The sequence below is a fragment of the Streptomyces sp. NPDC001617 genome (genome assembly GCF_053596855.1).
On record NZ_JBSFHA010000032.1, the window covers coordinates 20146 to 34668 of the forward strand.

Consider the following 14523-nt stretch of genomic DNA (forward strand, 5'->3'; position numbering starts at 1 on the left):
CGTGACGCGTTTCATACGTCGCCGCGGCCCCGGAAGGCCTGAACCCGCCCCCCTGTGCGACCCACGTGCCGGGCGGTTTCCCTGCTGCTCGGAGCGGGGTGGTTATGCTGCCCTGTTGTTGCGCGGACCTGACGAGTACGCCCGAAGGGGGGCGGGCCGCTCCGGTCCGACGAGAGCGAGGAGGCGTCCGGGCACATGGAGACGACGAGTCAGGTCGCGCAGGCGGCGGCCGCGGAGGGTGGACAACAGGTTCCCTCCGCCCGGCGCACGGTCGACGGCTACCTGGAGGCGCCCTTCCCGTGGTACGGCCTCGACGAGGCCTTCACGGGGCCGCGCTGGCTGATGCAGGTCGGCACGGCGGCCGACGGTGCCGTCGAGCACGGGTCCATCGGGCACGGCGACGAGCCCTCGGTCAAGAACGAGGTCGGCTCCGTCGGGGAGCCGAAGGAGAAGTTCGCGGTGGTCGTCACGGTCGCCGCGAATCCGTCCCGCAGGAGCGCCGACGGGACGGGGCTGCTGGAGGCCACGTCGGTCTCCTCCGCCGCCTGGCTGGCCGGGGTGGGGCTGCTGTCGTTCACCTGGCCGGGGCAGATGGACCACTCGCTGCGGGACGACTGGCTGGAGCAGCAGACCGAGACCGCGTGGGCGCTGGCCGACGACCTGGCCGGGGCCGAGTGGTCCATGCTCTCGCTGCCCGTGGACGGGGTGCCCACGCCCTTTCACTACCGGGAGTCCGAGTTCGGGTGGGTGCTCGCCGGGTCCACGCCGGAGGGGGTGCACGTGGGGGCGTACGGAAGAGGGATGAGCGCGTACGGCCTCGGGTTCGCCATGATCAAGGACATCGGCGAGTACGCGTAGCCACGACAAAGGGGCGCCATCCCACCGGATGGCGCCCCACAGTCGTACGAGGGCCTAGAACTTGTTCTTCGGGGTGATCCCCAGGGACAGCCCGGAAAGGCCCCGCTGGCGGCCTCCCAGCTTGCCCGCGATTCCCCTCAGGGCCGCGCCCGCAGGGCTGTCCGGGTCGGACAGGACCACCGGCCTGCCCTCGTCGCCGCCCTCGCGGAGGCGGACGTCGATCGGGATCGAGCCGAGGACCGGGACGGTCGCACCGGTCGTGCGGGTGAGGCCGTCGGCGACGGTCTGGCCGCCGCCCGTGCCGAAGACGTCGACCATCTCGCCGCAGTGCGGGCAGGGCAGGCCGGACATGTTCTCGACCACGCCGACGATCTTCTGGTGGGTCTGGACGGCGATCGAGCCGGCCCGCTCGGCCACCTCGGCCGCCGCCTGCTGAGGCGTGGTGACGACCAGGATCTCGGCGTTCGGGACCAGCTGGGCGACCGAGATCGCGATGTCGCCGGTGCCGGGCGGCAGGTCCAGGAGCAGGACGTCCAGGTCGCCCCAGTAGACGTCCGCGAGGAACTGCTGCAGCGCGCGGTGCAGCATCGGGCCGCGCCACACCACCGGCGCGTTGCCCGGCGTGAACATGCCGATGGAGATGACCTTCACGCCGTTCGCGGACGGCGGCATGATCATGTTCTCGACCTGGGTCGGACGGCCGTCGGCGCCCAGCATGCGCGGCACGCTGTGGCCGTAGATGTCGGCGTCGACCACGCCCACCTTCAGGCCGTCGGCCGCCATCGCCGCCGCCACGTTGACCGTCACGGACGACTTGCCGACGCCGCCCTTGCCGGAGGCGACCGCGTACACGCGCGTGAGCGAGCCCGGCCTGGCGAAGGGGACCTCGCGCTCGGCCTGGCCGCCGCGCAGCGCGGTCGCCAGCTCCTTGCGCTGCTCGTCGCTCATCACGTCCAGCGTGACGTCGACGCGGGTGACACCCTCGACCCGGGAGACCGCCTCGGTCACGCGCTGGGTGATCGTCTCGCGCATCGGGCAGCCGGAGACCGTCAGGTACACGGTGACCGCGACCGCCCCGTCCGCGCCGATCTCCACCGACTTCACCATCCCGAGCTCGGTGATGGGTCGGTTGATCTCGGGGTCGTTCACCGTCGCCAGTGCCTCGCGCACCGCGTCTTCGCTAGCCATAGCAACGATGGTACGGCTCGGTAGCCGGGCCCCGGTAAGCCCGTCACCGGTCGTCTACGTCACGTCCCGGCGACCGTTCTGCCGGGAATACGACGTGCTTGTGGTGGCCGTTCTGCCGTTCCTCCAGCTCCTTGACCACGTCCTGCAGCTCGGAACGGATCCAGTCGCGGGTCGCCACCTCGCCGAGGCCGATGCGCAGGGCGGCGATCTCGCGGGTCAGGTACTCGGTGTCGGCGATGGAGCGCTCGTTCTGCTTGCGGTCCTGTTCGAGGTTGACCCGGTCGCGGTCGTCCTGCCGGTTCTGCGCGAGCAGGATCAGCGGGGCCGCGTAGGAGGCCTGGAGGGACAGCATCAGGGTCAGGAAGATGAAGGGGTAGTTGTCGAAGCGCAGGTCCTTCGGCGCGAAGATGTTCCACAGCACCCACGCGATGATGACGACCGTCATCCAGACGATGAACCGCCCGGTGCCCAGGAAGCGCGCGATGCGCTCCGAGAACCGGCCGAAGGCCTCCGGGTCCCACTCGGGCAGGATCCGACGGCGCGCGGGCCGCGGCTGGTCCAGCCGGGCACGCGGGCGCGTGGTCGCCGTCGCCCCGGCCGGCGTCCGCTCGCGCGTGCCCTCGCGCTCAGGAGCCATGCGTACTCGCCCCCTCGGCACCCTCGTCCAGATGGAACTCGGTCTCCCGCCAGTCCTCGGGCAGCATGTGGTCGAGCACGTCGTCCACCGTCACCGCGCCGAGCAGCGACCCCGCCTCGTCGACCACGGGCGCCGCCACCATGTCGTACGCCGCGAAGAACCCGGCGACGACGGGCAGTTCGGCGTCCGGGTCCAGCGGTTGCAGGTCGTGGTCGATGATCGAACCGACCAGCGTGTACGGCGGGTCGCGCAGCAGGCGCTGGAAGTGGACCGTGCCGAGGTACTTGCCGGTCGGCGTCTCGTCGGGCGGGCGGCAGACGTAGACCTGGGCGGCGAGGGCGGGGGAGAGGTCGGCGTTGCGCACGCGCGCGAGGGCGTCGGCGACGGTCGCGTCCGGGCGCAGCACGATCGGCTCGGTCGTCATCAGACCGCCGGCCGTGTGCTCCTCGTACGACATCAGGCGTCGCATGTCGGCCGCGTCGGCGGGCTGCATCAGGCTCAGCAGCCGCTCCTGGTCGTCCTCGGGGAGCTCGGAGAGCAGGTCGGCCGCGTCGTCCGGGTCCATGGCCTCCAGGACGTCCGCCGCCCGCTCCTCCTTCAGCTTGCCGAGGATCTCGATCTGGTCGTCCTCCGGGAGCTCCTCGAGCACGTCGGCCAGGCGGTCGTCGTCGAGGGCGGCGGCCACCTCCGCGCGCCGCTTGGGGGAGAGGTGGTGCAGGACGTTCGCGAGGTCGGCGGCGCGCAGCTGCTCGAAGGTGGCCAGGAGGCTCTCAGCGCCCTGTCCGTGCTCCTCCAGGGAGAAGCCGGTGACGGAGGACCAGTCGACGGTCAACGTCTCGCCCTTGGCCCGTCGGAAGGCGCCGCTCTTCCCCTTCCGTACGAAGACCCGGCCGATCTCCCAGTCCCGGCGGGCCGGCAGCTGCTGCACCGACACGTCGAGGACGGTGACCTCCTCACCGGTCTCGACGAGCGTGACGCGCCGGTCGAGGAGCTCGCCGAAGACGAGGCGCTCGGTGGGGCGTTGCTCGAAGCGGCGGACGTTGAGCACGCCGGTGGTGATGACCTGGCCGGACTCGATGCCGGTCACCCGGGTCATGGGCAGGAAGATACGGCGTCGGGTGGACAGTTCGACCACCAGCCCGAGCACGCGCGGGGGCCGCCGCCCGACGCGCAGCACGACGACCAGATCGCGCACGCGGCCCACCTGGTCGCCGTTCGGATCGAACACGGCGACACCGGCGAGGTGCGAGACGAAGATCCGGGGGGCGCCCGCTGCCATGGCTGCGCCTCCTTTTCTTACTGGGTGTTTCTTTTCTTACTGGGTTTTTCGTGCTGCTTGTTTTTGCTTGCGTTTCTTTTCCGAATTGCCTGCTCGGGTGGGCTTCAGGCTAGCCCGTACCGATCGGATCCGCCCTGGTGGGAGCTCCGGACGGACCGCCTCCGCGACCCCGGTACGCTGCCTACGCCGCCCACGTCCCACGACCGAAAGGCAGCCCCGCCTGTGACCGCGATTCCCCAGGGCCGTATCCGCCGGACCATGCTGTGGGGCGCGATGTGCGCTCTGGTCGTGACGGGGACGGGGTTCCTTGCGGGATGCAGTGAAAACCCCGACGAGGGCACCAACGGGGTCGGCAAGCTGCCGGCGGCGACGATCCAGTCGAAGACCAGAGTGGCCGCCGAGTCCGCCGGGACGGTACGGCTCTCCGGGACCGTGGTCACCAATGGGCGCACGTACACACTCGACATGCGCCTGAAGTCGGACGGCGGCACGGGCTCGGTCACCTCCAAGGGCGCGTCGTTCGGGCTGCTGCGGATCGGGAAGAAGCTGTATCTGAAGGCCGACTCGGGCTTCTGGAACCATGCCGACGGCGACACGGGCGCCGGGACCGCGGACAAGCTCGACGGCAAGTACGTGAAGGTGCCGCCGGGCGACCCCTCGTACAAGAAGTTCAGTGGTTTCACGGACAAGGACGTCCTCCTCTCCGGCCTGTTGACCCTGCACGGCTCGCTGGCGACCGACGGCCACCACGAGCAGTCGGGTACCCGCACCATCCGCATCACCGGCGACAAGGGCTCCGGCGGCACTCTCGACGTGTCCCTGGAGGGCGAGCCGTATCCGCTGCGGCTGCAGCGGGCGGGCGGCGCGGGGACGCTGACGTTCTCCTCGTGGGGCAAGGACTTCGCTCTGAACGAGCCGAAGGACAGCGAGACGGTGGACTACGGCAAGCAGCTGCCGAGTTCGTGAGCGGCTAGCGCTTGCGTTTCTTCTTGAGAAGCAGGTGCGGAAGCCCTGCGGGGATCGGCCGGCGAGTGGTGGCGGGGGACGGCAGCGGGGCCTGTGCCAGCGAGCCGTCGGGCGGCGCGGCCGTCTCCCCCGTCGGCTCCAGCCGCAGCACCCGGCACTCCCGCGCCCAGCGCTCCGGCATCGCTTCCCCGTCGGGCGCGTTGAGGCGCTTGCCCTTCAGCTCGGCGACCGTCGCCTCCCAGGCCTCCGAGCCCGACGCGAGCTCCACGACCTTCGCGGTCCAGGAGACCAGCCGGCCCCCCTTGTCCTTGCTGCGGACCGTCACCTCGGCCGAGCCCCCGTCGGCCAGGCCCGGCAGCGGCTGCTCGCCGGGCCCGTCGCCGATCACGCACGCGGCACCCTCGTGCCACACGTGCCACAGCGCTCGGGCCGCGGCCTCGGAACCCCTGACCCAGATGAGGCCGGACTTCTTGGTGGCCTCCTCGACGAGGGCCTGGTCGAGCAGCTCGCTTGTCATGGGCTCAGCGTATCCAGGAGCCCTCACAGCCAGCCGTTCCGCTTCAGCGTGCGGTGGATGCCGATGCAGAGGGCGACCGTGACGCACAGGACCGTCGGGTAGCCGTAGTGCGAGTGCAGCTCCGGCATGTAGTCGAAGTTCATTCCGTACACACCGGTCACCATCGTCGGTACGGCGATGATGGCCGCCCACGCCGTGATCTTCCGCATGTCCTCGTTCTGTGCGACGGACGCCTGCGCGAGGTTGGCCTGGAGGATGGAGTTCAGCAGCTCGTCGAAGCTGACGACCTGCTCCTGGACGCGGGCGAGGTGGTCGGCGACATCCCGGAAGTACTTCTGGATGTCCGGGTCGACCAGCCGCATCGGCCGCTCGCTCAGCAGCTGCATGGGGCGCAGCAGCGGCGAGACCGCGCGCTTGAACTCCAGGACCTCGCGCTTGAGTTGGTAGATCCGTGCCGAGTCGACACCGCGGGAGACCCCGCCGCGGCCCGGCGAGAAGACCTCGGTCTCCACCTCGTCGATGTCGTCCTGCATGGCGTCGGCCACCGCGAGGTAGCCGTCGACGACGTGGTCGGCGATCGCGTGCAGCACGGCCGAGGGGCCCTTGGCGAGCAGCTCGGGGTCGTCCTGGAGGCGGTGGCGCAGGGCGCGCAGGGAGCCCTGGCCGCCGTGCCGGACGGTGATGAAGAAGTCCCGGCCGGTGAAGCACATGACCTCGCCGGTCTCGACGATCTCGCTGGTGGCGGTGAGCTCGTCGTGGTCGACGTAGTGAATGGTCTTGAAGACGGTGAAGAGGGAGTCGTCGTACCGCTCCAGCTTGGGCCGCTGGTGGGCCTGGACGGCGTCCTCCACAGCCAGCGGGTGGAGCCCGAACTCGCTCGCGATGCCGGAGAACTCGGACTCGGTCGGCTCGTGCAGCCCGATCCAGACGAAGCCACCGTCGCGGCGCACCGAACGCATCGCCTCGTGCGGGGTCAGCGGCTTGGGCGTCTGGACGCGGGCGCCGTCACGGTAGACGGCGCAGTCGACGACGGCCGAGGGAGTGCCGGGGTCACGCGTGGTGTCGTACGTGTCGTCGCCCAGGTGCAGGCCCTTGCGCAGCGAGGGGCGGGACGGACGGACCGCGGCACGCAGGTCACGGATCATCGACATGGCTGGCTCCTTCGTGGCAGGCAACGAAAGGCGCCGACGACGGGTGGAACTACCCGGAATGGGGACGTCCTCAACTGCTGGTGTTTGGCACGTCCGCAAAGCGGGGAGCACCGCACCGTCGCGGTGGCGAGCTTCGCTACTGAAGTCAGATCAGACAGATCAGGCAGAACAGGACGAAGTGCTCTTCCGCGTGAAGACGTGAGCGTGAAAGGCGGCGGTCAGCCAGAGCCGGATCAGCTGATATCAGCGGCGGGAAGAGCGAGTGGTACTGCACGGGTGACTTCGATCCATGACAGCCCCACCTCCTCCGGCCGGTCCCTCGTAAGGGACGTTCCATTCCCGTAAGGGAGTCCAACTGGCGTCGGGACTCGATCGCGACGCTTCTGCGTGCTGCCCCGAACGACCGGGCCAGACTACCAGCCGCCCAAATAGTCAAGCCGCCGCTTTGCCCGGTACTGACGAGTTCTATGCTCGCCGCATGGTTGATGTTCTTCCTCTGGTCGAGGCACGGTTGCGCACCGCGCTGGGCGAACCGGACGCGCGCGCGGCGGTCACGTTCCTGGGCACGGACCGCATCGAAGTGCTCCGTTTCCATGAGGGCGACATCGTCCGTTACGCCACGCTCGGCATGTCCGCGCAGCCGATGAGCGACCCCACGGCGATGCTCGCCGACCCGGTCGAGGGACCGCGCGCCGAGCTGGTCCTTTCGGTGCGCGGCGGTCTCGCCGACACCGACAAGGCACTGCGCCCGCTCGCCGTACTCGCCGCGTCTCCGCAGGTCGAGGGCGTGATCGTGGCCCCCGGCGCCTCCCTCGACGTCGGCGAACCCCTCTGGCCCGGCGCGCCGTTCAGCTCGGTCCTGGTCGCCGAGCCGGGCGGCCTGGTCGAGGACCTCGACCTCGACGAGTCGCTCGATCCGGTCCGCTTCCTGCCGCTGCTGCCCATGACCCCGAACGAGGCCGCCTGGAAGCGCGTCCACGGCGCCCAGGCCCTCCAGGAGCGCTGGCTGACGAACGGGACGGACCTCCGTGACCCGTCCCGGAGGTCCGTCCCGCTGGACTGACCGGCGAGTGAGCAAGCTCACCAACCGGCGTCCGAAAAGTGTCAGTTGGCAAAGACGGTGACGCTGTCCTCGCTCGCGTGCTTCGGCTCCAGCTCCTGCGCCTCGTGGTCGAGAGCATTCCGCCGTACGGCGACGATGAGCGCCCCGACGACCGCCGTGACCGCCGCGACCACGAACGGCACGTGGATGTCGGTCCACTCCTCGATCTTCGGCGCGAAGTAGGGAGCGGCGGCCGCGGCGAACCAGCGCACGAAGTTGTAGCCCGCGCTCGCCACCGGACGCGGCGCGTCGGACACCCCGAGGGCCAGCTCCGTGTAGACGGTGTTGTTCACACCGATGAAGGCGCCGGACAGGATCGTGCAGACGACGGCGGTGGTGTGGTCGCCGTAGCCGAGGACGAGTACGTCGACCGCCAGCAGCACCAGCGAGCCGCCGAGCACCTTCAGCGAGCCGAACCGCTCCTGCAGGCGCGGCGCCACGACCACCGAGAAGACGGCGAGCAGCAGGCCCCAGGCGAAGAACACGGCACCGGACCTGTACGGGGTCATGTTCAGCACGAACGGTGTGAAGGCCAGCACGGTGAAGAACGTGTAGTTGTAGAAGAAGGCGGACGCGGCGGCCGAGGCCAGGCCTCCGTGGCCGAGTGCCTTGATCGGGTCGAGGAGAGAGGTCTTGCGGGCGGGCCTGGGCTGTTCCCTGAGGAGCAGCGTGATGCAGAGGACCCCGATCGCCATCAGCGTGGCCGTGCCGAAGAACGGGTAGCGCCAGCTGGCGTTGCCCAGCAGTGCGCCCAGCAGCGGGCCGCAGGCCATGCCGAGGCCCAGGGCGGACTCGTAGAGCAGGATCGCCGCAGCGCTGCCGCCGGCCGCCGCGCCGACGATGACGGCGAGGGCGGTGGACACGAAGAGGGCGTTGCCGAGGCCCCAGCCGGCGCGGAAGCCGACGAGTTCGGCGACCGAGCCCGAGGTCCCGGCGAGACCGGCGAAGACGACCACGAAGGCGAGGCCGAGCAGCAGGGTCTTCTTGCCGCCGATCCGGCTGGAGACGAAGCCGGTCACCAGCATCGCCACGGCGGTGATCAGGAAGTACGAGGTGAAGAGCAGCGAGACCTGGCTGGCCGTGGCGTCCAGGCCCTGGGCGATCGACGGCAGGATCGGGTCGACGAGCCCGATGCCCATGAAGGCGACGACGGACGCGCCGGCCGTGGCCCAGACGGCCTTGGGCTGGCGCAGGATGCTGCCCGCTCCGGCGTCGAAGGGGTCCTGACTTGCTCCCATCACGTGCTCCCGTCCCGACGAGATAGTTGGTGTATGCACATAGTAAGTTAGGGGAGCTAATTAATGCAACTGCCATCTAATTTTGGCCGGTGAAGGGTTCCGTCCGGACGGGTGATCGTCCTTGACGTGGGGGAGCAGGGGTAGGACCGTGGGGCCCTATGAGGGGCGAACCCAGTTGCCCGAAGTGTGGTGGCCGGGTCAGGGCTCCCGGACTCTTCGCCGATTCCTGGCAGTGCGATGTGCACGGCACCGTGCATCCGGTGCAGCCCGTGATCCCGCCCAGCGTCGAGGCCCTCAGTGTCGTGGTGCATCGCACCCAGGTGCCGGTGTGGATGCCGTGGCCGCTGCCGGTCGGCTGGCTGTTCACGGGTGTGGCGTGCGCGGGCGACGACCGGCACGGCGGGCGGGCGACCGCGGTGGCCTGCTCCGGCCCCGGCCCGCTCGGTGGCATAGGGGAGCTGATCCTGGTCGCCGAGGAGCTGGGCGTCGGCCTCGGCGCGCGGTACGCGGGCGTCGACGGGCCGGACCCGGGGCCGTACATGAGCGTCGAGAAGCCGCCTCAGGCCAAGGTGCTGGCAGGTGGCCGGCCGACGCCGCTGTGGCATGTGACCGGGGCGCCGGACGACCGCGCGGTGTTCGCCGGGGAGGCGCGGGGGCTGTGGTTGTGGGCCGTGGTGTGGCCCGAACAGTCCGGCTTGCTGATGTACGACGAACTGGTGCTGACGGATCTGCGGGACGCGGGGGCGGAAGTGGAGCTGGTCCCCTGTGGGGCGTTGTCGCCCAGGCTGTTGGAACCCTGAGAGCAACCTGTAGGGGGCGTACCGCCGATTCAGGTGTGACAGGGGAGCTCGAAAATCCGGTTATCCTTGAGCGTCCCGTTCCGTTCCGTCATCGCCTGGAGTCCGTGTCGTGCGTATCGATCTGCACTGCCACTCCACCGCTTCCGACGGTACGGACACCCCGGCCGAGCTGGTGCGCAACGCCGCCGCGGCCGGGCTGGACGTTGTCGCGCTGACCGATCACGACACGACCCGTGGGCACGCCGAGGCCGTGGCCGCGCTGCCCGCGGGCCTCACGCTCGTGACCGGGGCCGAGCTGTCCTGCCGGATCGACGGCATCTCCATGCACATGCTCGCCTACCTCTTCGACCCCGAGGAGCCGGCGCTGCTCGCCGAGCGCGAGCTGGTGCGGGACGACCGGGTGCCGCGGGCTCGGGGGATGGTCGCCAAGCTGAACGAGCTCGGTGTGCCGGTCACCTGGGAGCAGGTGCGGCGGATCGCCGGGGACGGGTCGGTCGGGCGGCCGCATGTGGCCACCGCGCTCGTCGAACTGGGGGTCGTGCCGAGCGTGGGCGACGCGTTCACGCCTCAGTGGCTGGCCGACGGCGGGCGGGCCTTCGTGGAGAAGCACGAGACCGACCCCTTCGAGGCCATCCAGCTGGTCAAGGCCGCGGGCGGGGTGGCGGTCTTCGCGCATCCGGGGGCCAGCAAGCGCGGTCGCACGGTGCCGGAGTCCGCGATCGCCGAGATGGCCGCCGCCGGGCTCGACGGCGTCGAGGTCGACCACATGGACCACGACCCGGAGACCCGGGCGCGGCTGCGGGGGCTGGCGAAGGAGCTGGGGCTGCTCGTCACCGGGTCCAGCGACTACCACGGCAGCCGGAAGACGTGCGTGCTCGGGGAGTACACGACCGACCCCGAGGTGTACGGGGAGATCACACGGCGGGCGACCGGGGCGTTTCCCGTCCCGGGGACCGGCGGATTCTGAGGCTGGACCCCGCTTCCCCGTACCCGGCGCTGCAGGCCGTGCTCACCCGTTCCGCCCCGCGGAACGACTGCCCACGGCGGTGGCCATCCCCGCAAGGCTCACCCATGTTCGACCTCGCCGTCTTCGGCTCCCTGTTCCTCACCCTCTTCGTCATCATGGATCCCCCCGGGATCACCCCGATCTTCCTCGCCCTCACCGCCGGCCGCCCCGGCAAGGTGCAGAAGCGGATGGCCTTCCAGGCCGTCTGTGTGGCGGGCGGTGTCATCACCGTGTTCGGGCTCCTGGGACACCAGATCCTGAACTACCTGCATGTCTCCGTGCCCGCGCTGATGATCGCGGGCGGGTTGCTGCTGCTCCTCATCGCCCTGGACCTGCTGACCGGCAAGACCGACGAGCCGAAGCAGACCAAGGACGTCAATGTGGCGCTCGTACCGCTGGGCATGCCGCTGCTGGCCGGCCCGGGGGCGATCGTGTCCGTGATCCTCGCCGTGCAGAAGGCCGACAACGTGGCCACGCAGGTGTCGGTGTGGTGCGCGATCCTCGCGATCCATGTCGTGCTGTGGCTGGTGATGCGCTACTCGCTGCTGATCATCCGGGTCATCAAGGACGGCGGCGTGGTCCTGGTGACGCGGCTCGCGGGCATGATGCTGTCCGCGATCGCCGTGCAGCAGATCATCAACGGGGTCACCCAGGTGATCCGGGCGAGCTGAGCCCCGTACGGGCCTGGACGCCTGTATGCGCAGAGCCCCCGCACGGCGTCGGTGCCGTACGGGGGCTCTGAAGCTTCAGCGGTGATCCGCGTCTGGTCTCTGTGTCGTCGTGTCTCGTCGTGTCTCGTCGTGTTACGAGGCGGTGCTCTCGGCCGGGCGGATCCATAGGCGCTGACCGATCGCGGCGGCCTGCTGGACGATCCGGTTGACGGAGGCGGCGTCCACGACGGTGCTGTCCACGGGCGTCCCGTCGACCTCGTCGAGTCGCATGATTTCGAAGCGCATGGCCTCTCCCTTCGTCTTCGTTGTTCCGCTCTAGTCAACGGCCTGCGTGTTACAAACATTCCCTACGCTAAGGAAATTTTTCGAACGACTAACTACTAACCGGTATGGGATCGTCAAGATGTGGAAATGAGACTGACCGGGACCGGTTGTGTTCGCAGCGTGACCGCCGGGACAATGGAGGCGATGAACGACGACCTCGCGGCCCTCACCGCCCGCATCGACCGCACGAACGAGCTGCTGCAGCGCATGCTCGCCGAGGTGGCGAAGACACCCTCGACGCATGCGATCTTCGTCGACGCGGGCTACCTGTACGCGGCCGCGGGACGCCTGGTGGCCGGGACCGAGGACCGGCGCGCCTTCGACCTGGACGCCGAGGGGCTGATCGAGGCGCTCATCGACCGGGCCCGCACGATCTTCGCGGACAGCCGGCTGCTGAGGGTCTACTGGTACGACGGCGCGAGACGCCGCATCCACACCGCCGAGCAGCAGTCGATCGCCGAACTCCCGGACGTGAAGGTCCGGTTGGGCAACCTGAACGCCAACAACCAGCAGAAGGGCGTCGACTCACTCATCCGGACCGACCTGGAGTCCCTGGCCAGGCACCGCGCCATCAGCGACGCGGCACTGCTGGGCGGCGACGAGGACCTGGTGTCCGCGGTCGAGGCGGCACAGGGATACGGCGCCCGGGTCCACCTCTGGGGCATCGAGGCGCCCGAGGGCCGCAACCAGGCGGAGCCGCTGCTCTGGGAGGTCGACAGCCAGCGCACCCTCGACCTCGACTTCTTCAAGCCGTACGTCGCCCGGCGCACCGCCCCCGCCTACGAGGCCGGCGCCTCCCGGCCGACCCGCGAGAACGTCCGTTTCGTCGGTGCGCAGATCGCGGCGAAGTGGCTGGCGGAGCGGGGGCGGGAGTCGCTGGTGGAGCTGCTGCCGGGGCATCCGTATCTGCCGGGCTCGGTGGACCAGGACCTGTTGGTCGAGGCGGAGGGGCTGTTGCAGTACTCCCTGCGCGGACAGGCGGATCTGCGGCGGGCGCTGCGGGACGGGTTCTGGGAGCACCTGCAGGCGCTGTACTAGAGCCGGGTGGCGTCGGCTGCCCGGTCCCAGAAGTCGGCGAAGGCGCGGGCCGTTTCCAGGGGCCTGTCGGTGTTGGGGGAGTGTTCGGCGCCCTGGATCACGGTGCGGTGGGCGCGCAGGCGCAGGGCCATGTCGTCGAGGAGCGTCACCGGCCAGGTGTCGTCGCTGGAGCCCGACAGGACGTGGAGGGGGAGCGGGACGGCGGCGAGTTCGGCCACGCGGTCCGGCTCCACGCACAACTGGCGGCCCGTCGCGATGAGTTGGGCGGGCTTGTTGCCCAGCCAGCGGCGGCGGAGGTCGTCCCGGTCGTCGAGCCCCTCGTCCAGCTCGCCGGTGTCGGTCTCCTCGGGCGGCTCCATGGCCTGGATCGCGTCCCACACCTCGGGCATCGTCATCACGGCGAGGGCGTCCCGCAGCAGCTTGACGCGCTGCTGCTGGGAGCTGGAGATCTGGGCGGGGCCGGAGGCCATGAGGGTGAGGGAGCGGAAGGGGGTGTGGTCGAGCAGGACGGCCGCGCGGGCGATCTGGCCGCCGAGGGAGTGGCCGACCAGGTGGACGGGGGTGCCGAGGGCGGCTGTCTGGGCGAGGACGTCCTGTGCGAGTTCCCGCTGGGCGTACGCCGATTCGTCGTGCTCGGGGCCGTCGGACTCGTACTGGCCCCGGCCGTCCACGGCGACGGTGTGGTAGCCGCGGGCGGCGAGGGACTGGTGGAGGGGGTTGAAGTCCTCCTTGCTGCCGGTGAAGCCGGGCAGGAGGAGAGCGGTGCCCTTCGGGGGGATGCCGTCCGCCGGGGGCGCCCCGATGGCGGCGAAGTCTCCACGGGCGGTGCGGAGCGTGTACGCGCGGGCGCCGGGGGGCGGGGTGAACGTCGGGGGACGGCTCATGGAGGGAGGGTATCCGGCGAGGATGACGGGGAGAGGGACGGGCCGGTTGCCGAAGGGTGTCGGCACCCCTGGGGCGGCACACCCACGGAAAACGCCGCCGGCCCGGCCCCCGTGATGGGGGCCGGGCCGTCCGGTGAGTGAGCGGTCAGCTCTCCGTGGGCTCCGCGACGGCCGTCGCCTTGCGGGGGCGGCGCGTACGGGGCTTGGGCTCGGCCGCGTCGGTGGGGGCCTCGGCGGTCGCCGTGGCCTTCCGGGCGCGGGTCCGGGGCTTGGCCACGGGCTCCTCGACGGCCTGGGCCGGGATCTCCGCGGCGGCGGCCGTCTTGCGGGTGCGGCGGGGCTTGGCCTCGGCGGTGTCCGCCGGGGTCTCGACCGCGGCCGACGCCTTGCGCGTACGGGTGCGCGGCTTGGCCTCCGTGCCCTCGGCCGTGTCGACGGCGACCTCGGCCGCAGCCGTCGCCTTGCGCGCACGACGCGGCTTGGGCGCGGTGGCCTCGGGCGCAGTGGCGACAGCCTCGGCGACCTTGCGGGTGCGCGTGCGGGGCTTGGTCTCCGTGGCCTCGGCGGTGACCGCCGGGGTCTCGGCGGCGGCAGTCGCCTTGCGCGTACGGGTGCGCGGCTTCGCTTCCGTGCCCTCGGCCGTGTCGACGGCGACCTCGGCCGCAGCCGTCGCCTTGCGGGTCCGGGTGCGCGGCTTGGCCTCCGGCTCCGCGGCGGCCTGGGCCGGGATCTCGGCGGCGGCAGTCGCCTTGCGCGTCCGGGTGCGCGGCTTGGCCTCGGTGGCTTCGGCCGTGTCGACCGCTGTTTCGGCGGCGGCCGTTGCCTTGCGGGTCCGGGTGCGGGGCTTGGTCTCCGTGGCCTCGG

The 14523-nt window shown here is 70.6% G+C and carries 15 protein-coding genes and 1 pseudogene; 7 read left to right on the top strand and 9 right to left on the bottom strand.

Features of this window, described 5'->3' with window-relative positions:
- The first annotated feature begins 195 nt into the window (after positions 1–195).
- Positions 196–858 (top strand): hypothetical protein, encoded by a 663-nt coding sequence (locus ACWC09_RS24080; protein ID WP_450852637.1) that lies wholly within the window; start codon positions 196–198, stop codon positions 856–858.
- Between the two features lie 54 nt (positions 859–912).
- Here ACWC09_RS24080 and ACWC09_RS24085 read toward each other — a convergent pair whose 3' ends face one another.
- Genes ACWC09_RS24085 through ACWC09_RS24095 form a run of 3 tightly spaced genes read right to left on the bottom strand, consistent with a single transcriptional unit; the run spans position 913 to position 3962 of the window.
- The gene (locus ACWC09_RS24085; RefSeq protein ID WP_450852638.1) at positions 913–2046 is read right to left on the bottom strand and encodes an Mrp/NBP35 family ATP-binding protein; all 1134 of its coding nucleotides are present in this window, start codon (positions 2044–2046) and stop codon (positions 913–915) included.
- A 43-nt stretch (positions 2047–2089) separates the two neighbouring features.
- Complete coding sequence (locus ACWC09_RS24090) at positions 2090–2683, bottom strand: DUF1003 domain-containing protein (protein WP_450852639.1); 594 nt, start codon at positions 2681–2683, stop codon at positions 2090–2092.
- Positions 2673–3962, bottom strand: a complete 1290-nt coding sequence (locus ACWC09_RS24095) for a magnesium transporter MgtE N-terminal domain-containing protein (RefSeq protein WP_450852640.1) — start codon at positions 3960–3962, stop codon at positions 2673–2675. The genes ACWC09_RS24090 and ACWC09_RS24095 overlap by 11 nt, the downstream gene beginning before the upstream one ends.
- Positions 3963–4184: 222 nt before the next feature.
- Here ACWC09_RS24095 and ACWC09_RS24100 point away from each other — a divergent pair, with 222 nt between their 5' ends.
- Entirely contained in the window at positions 4185–4928 is a 744-nt protein-coding gene (locus ACWC09_RS24100; protein WP_450852641.1) for a hypothetical protein, read from the top strand.
- Positions 4929–4932: 4 nt separating this feature from the next.
- Here ACWC09_RS24100 and ACWC09_RS24105 read toward each other — a convergent pair whose 3' ends face one another.
- Both ACWC09_RS24105 and ACWC09_RS24110 read right to left on the bottom strand, forming a co-directional pair.
- A complete protein-coding gene (locus ACWC09_RS24105) occupies positions 4933–5445 on the bottom strand; it encodes a hypothetical protein (protein ID WP_450852642.1) in 513 nt (170 codons plus the stop codon).
- A gap of 23 nt (positions 5446–5468) precedes the next feature.
- Positions 5469–6596, bottom strand: a complete 1128-nt coding sequence (locus tag ACWC09_RS24110; protein WP_450852643.1) for a magnesium and cobalt transport protein CorA — start codon at positions 6594–6596, stop codon at positions 5469–5471.
- Between the two features lie 478 nt (positions 6597–7074).
- Here ACWC09_RS24110 and ACWC09_RS24115 point away from each other — a divergent pair, with 478 nt between their 5' ends.
- The gene (locus ACWC09_RS24115; protein ID WP_450852644.1) at positions 7075–7659 is read left to right on the top strand and encodes a suppressor of fused domain protein; all 585 of its coding nucleotides are present in this window, start codon (positions 7075–7077) and stop codon (positions 7657–7659) included.
- Positions 7660–7700: 41 nt separating this feature from the next.
- Here the strand turns inward: ACWC09_RS24115 and ACWC09_RS24120 are convergent, their stop codons facing one another.
- A complete protein-coding gene (locus tag ACWC09_RS24120) occupies positions 7701–8936 on the bottom strand; it encodes an MFS transporter (RefSeq protein ID WP_450852645.1) in 1236 nt (411 codons plus the stop codon).
- A 158-nt stretch (positions 8937–9094) separates the two neighbouring features.
- Between ACWC09_RS24120 and ACWC09_RS24125 the strand changes: the two genes are divergently transcribed.
- The 3 genes from ACWC09_RS24125 to ACWC09_RS24135 all read left to right on the top strand — a co-directional run bounded on the left by ACWC09_RS24125 (position 9095) and on the right by ACWC09_RS24135 (position 11413).
- On the top strand, positions 9095–9736 hold the full coding sequence (locus ACWC09_RS24125; RefSeq protein ID WP_450852646.1) for a DUF6758 family protein: 642 nt from the start codon (positions 9095–9097) through the stop codon (positions 9734–9736).
- Between the two features lie 109 nt (positions 9737–9845).
- Complete coding sequence (locus ACWC09_RS24130) at positions 9846–10703, top strand: PHP domain-containing protein (protein ID WP_450852647.1); 858 nt, start codon at positions 9846–9848, stop codon at positions 10701–10703.
- A 104-nt stretch (positions 10704–10807) separates the two neighbouring features.
- A complete protein-coding gene (locus ACWC09_RS24135; protein ID WP_450852648.1) occupies positions 10808–11413 on the top strand; it encodes a MarC family protein in 606 nt (201 codons plus the stop codon).
- Positions 11414–11545: 132 nt separating this feature from the next.
- On the opposite strand, the gene ACWC09_RS24140 is transcribed toward ACWC09_RS24135, so the two are convergent.
- Positions 11546–11698, bottom strand: coding sequence for a hypothetical protein (locus ACWC09_RS24140; RefSeq protein ID WP_121887214.1), 153 nt, complete (start codon positions 11696–11698; stop codon positions 11546–11548).
- A gap of 183 nt (positions 11699–11881) precedes the next feature.
- Between ACWC09_RS24140 and ACWC09_RS24145 the strand changes: the two genes are divergently transcribed.
- Positions 11882–12775, top strand: coding sequence for an NYN domain-containing protein (locus tag ACWC09_RS24145; protein ID WP_450852649.1), 894 nt, complete (start codon positions 11882–11884; stop codon positions 12773–12775).
- On the opposite strand, the gene ACWC09_RS24150 is transcribed toward ACWC09_RS24145, so the two are convergent.
- Together ACWC09_RS24150 and ACWC09_RS24155 are read right to left on the bottom strand one after the other, a co-directional pair.
- Positions 12772–13659 (bottom strand): alpha/beta fold hydrolase, encoded by an 888-nt coding sequence (locus ACWC09_RS24150; protein ID WP_450852650.1) that lies wholly within the window; start codon positions 13657–13659, stop codon positions 12772–12774. The genes ACWC09_RS24145 and ACWC09_RS24150 overlap by 4 nt on opposite strands.
- 145 nt (positions 13660–13804) lie before the next feature.
- Positions 13805–14523, bottom strand: a pseudogene (locus ACWC09_RS24155) (DEAD/DEAH box helicase); the annotation flags it as partial.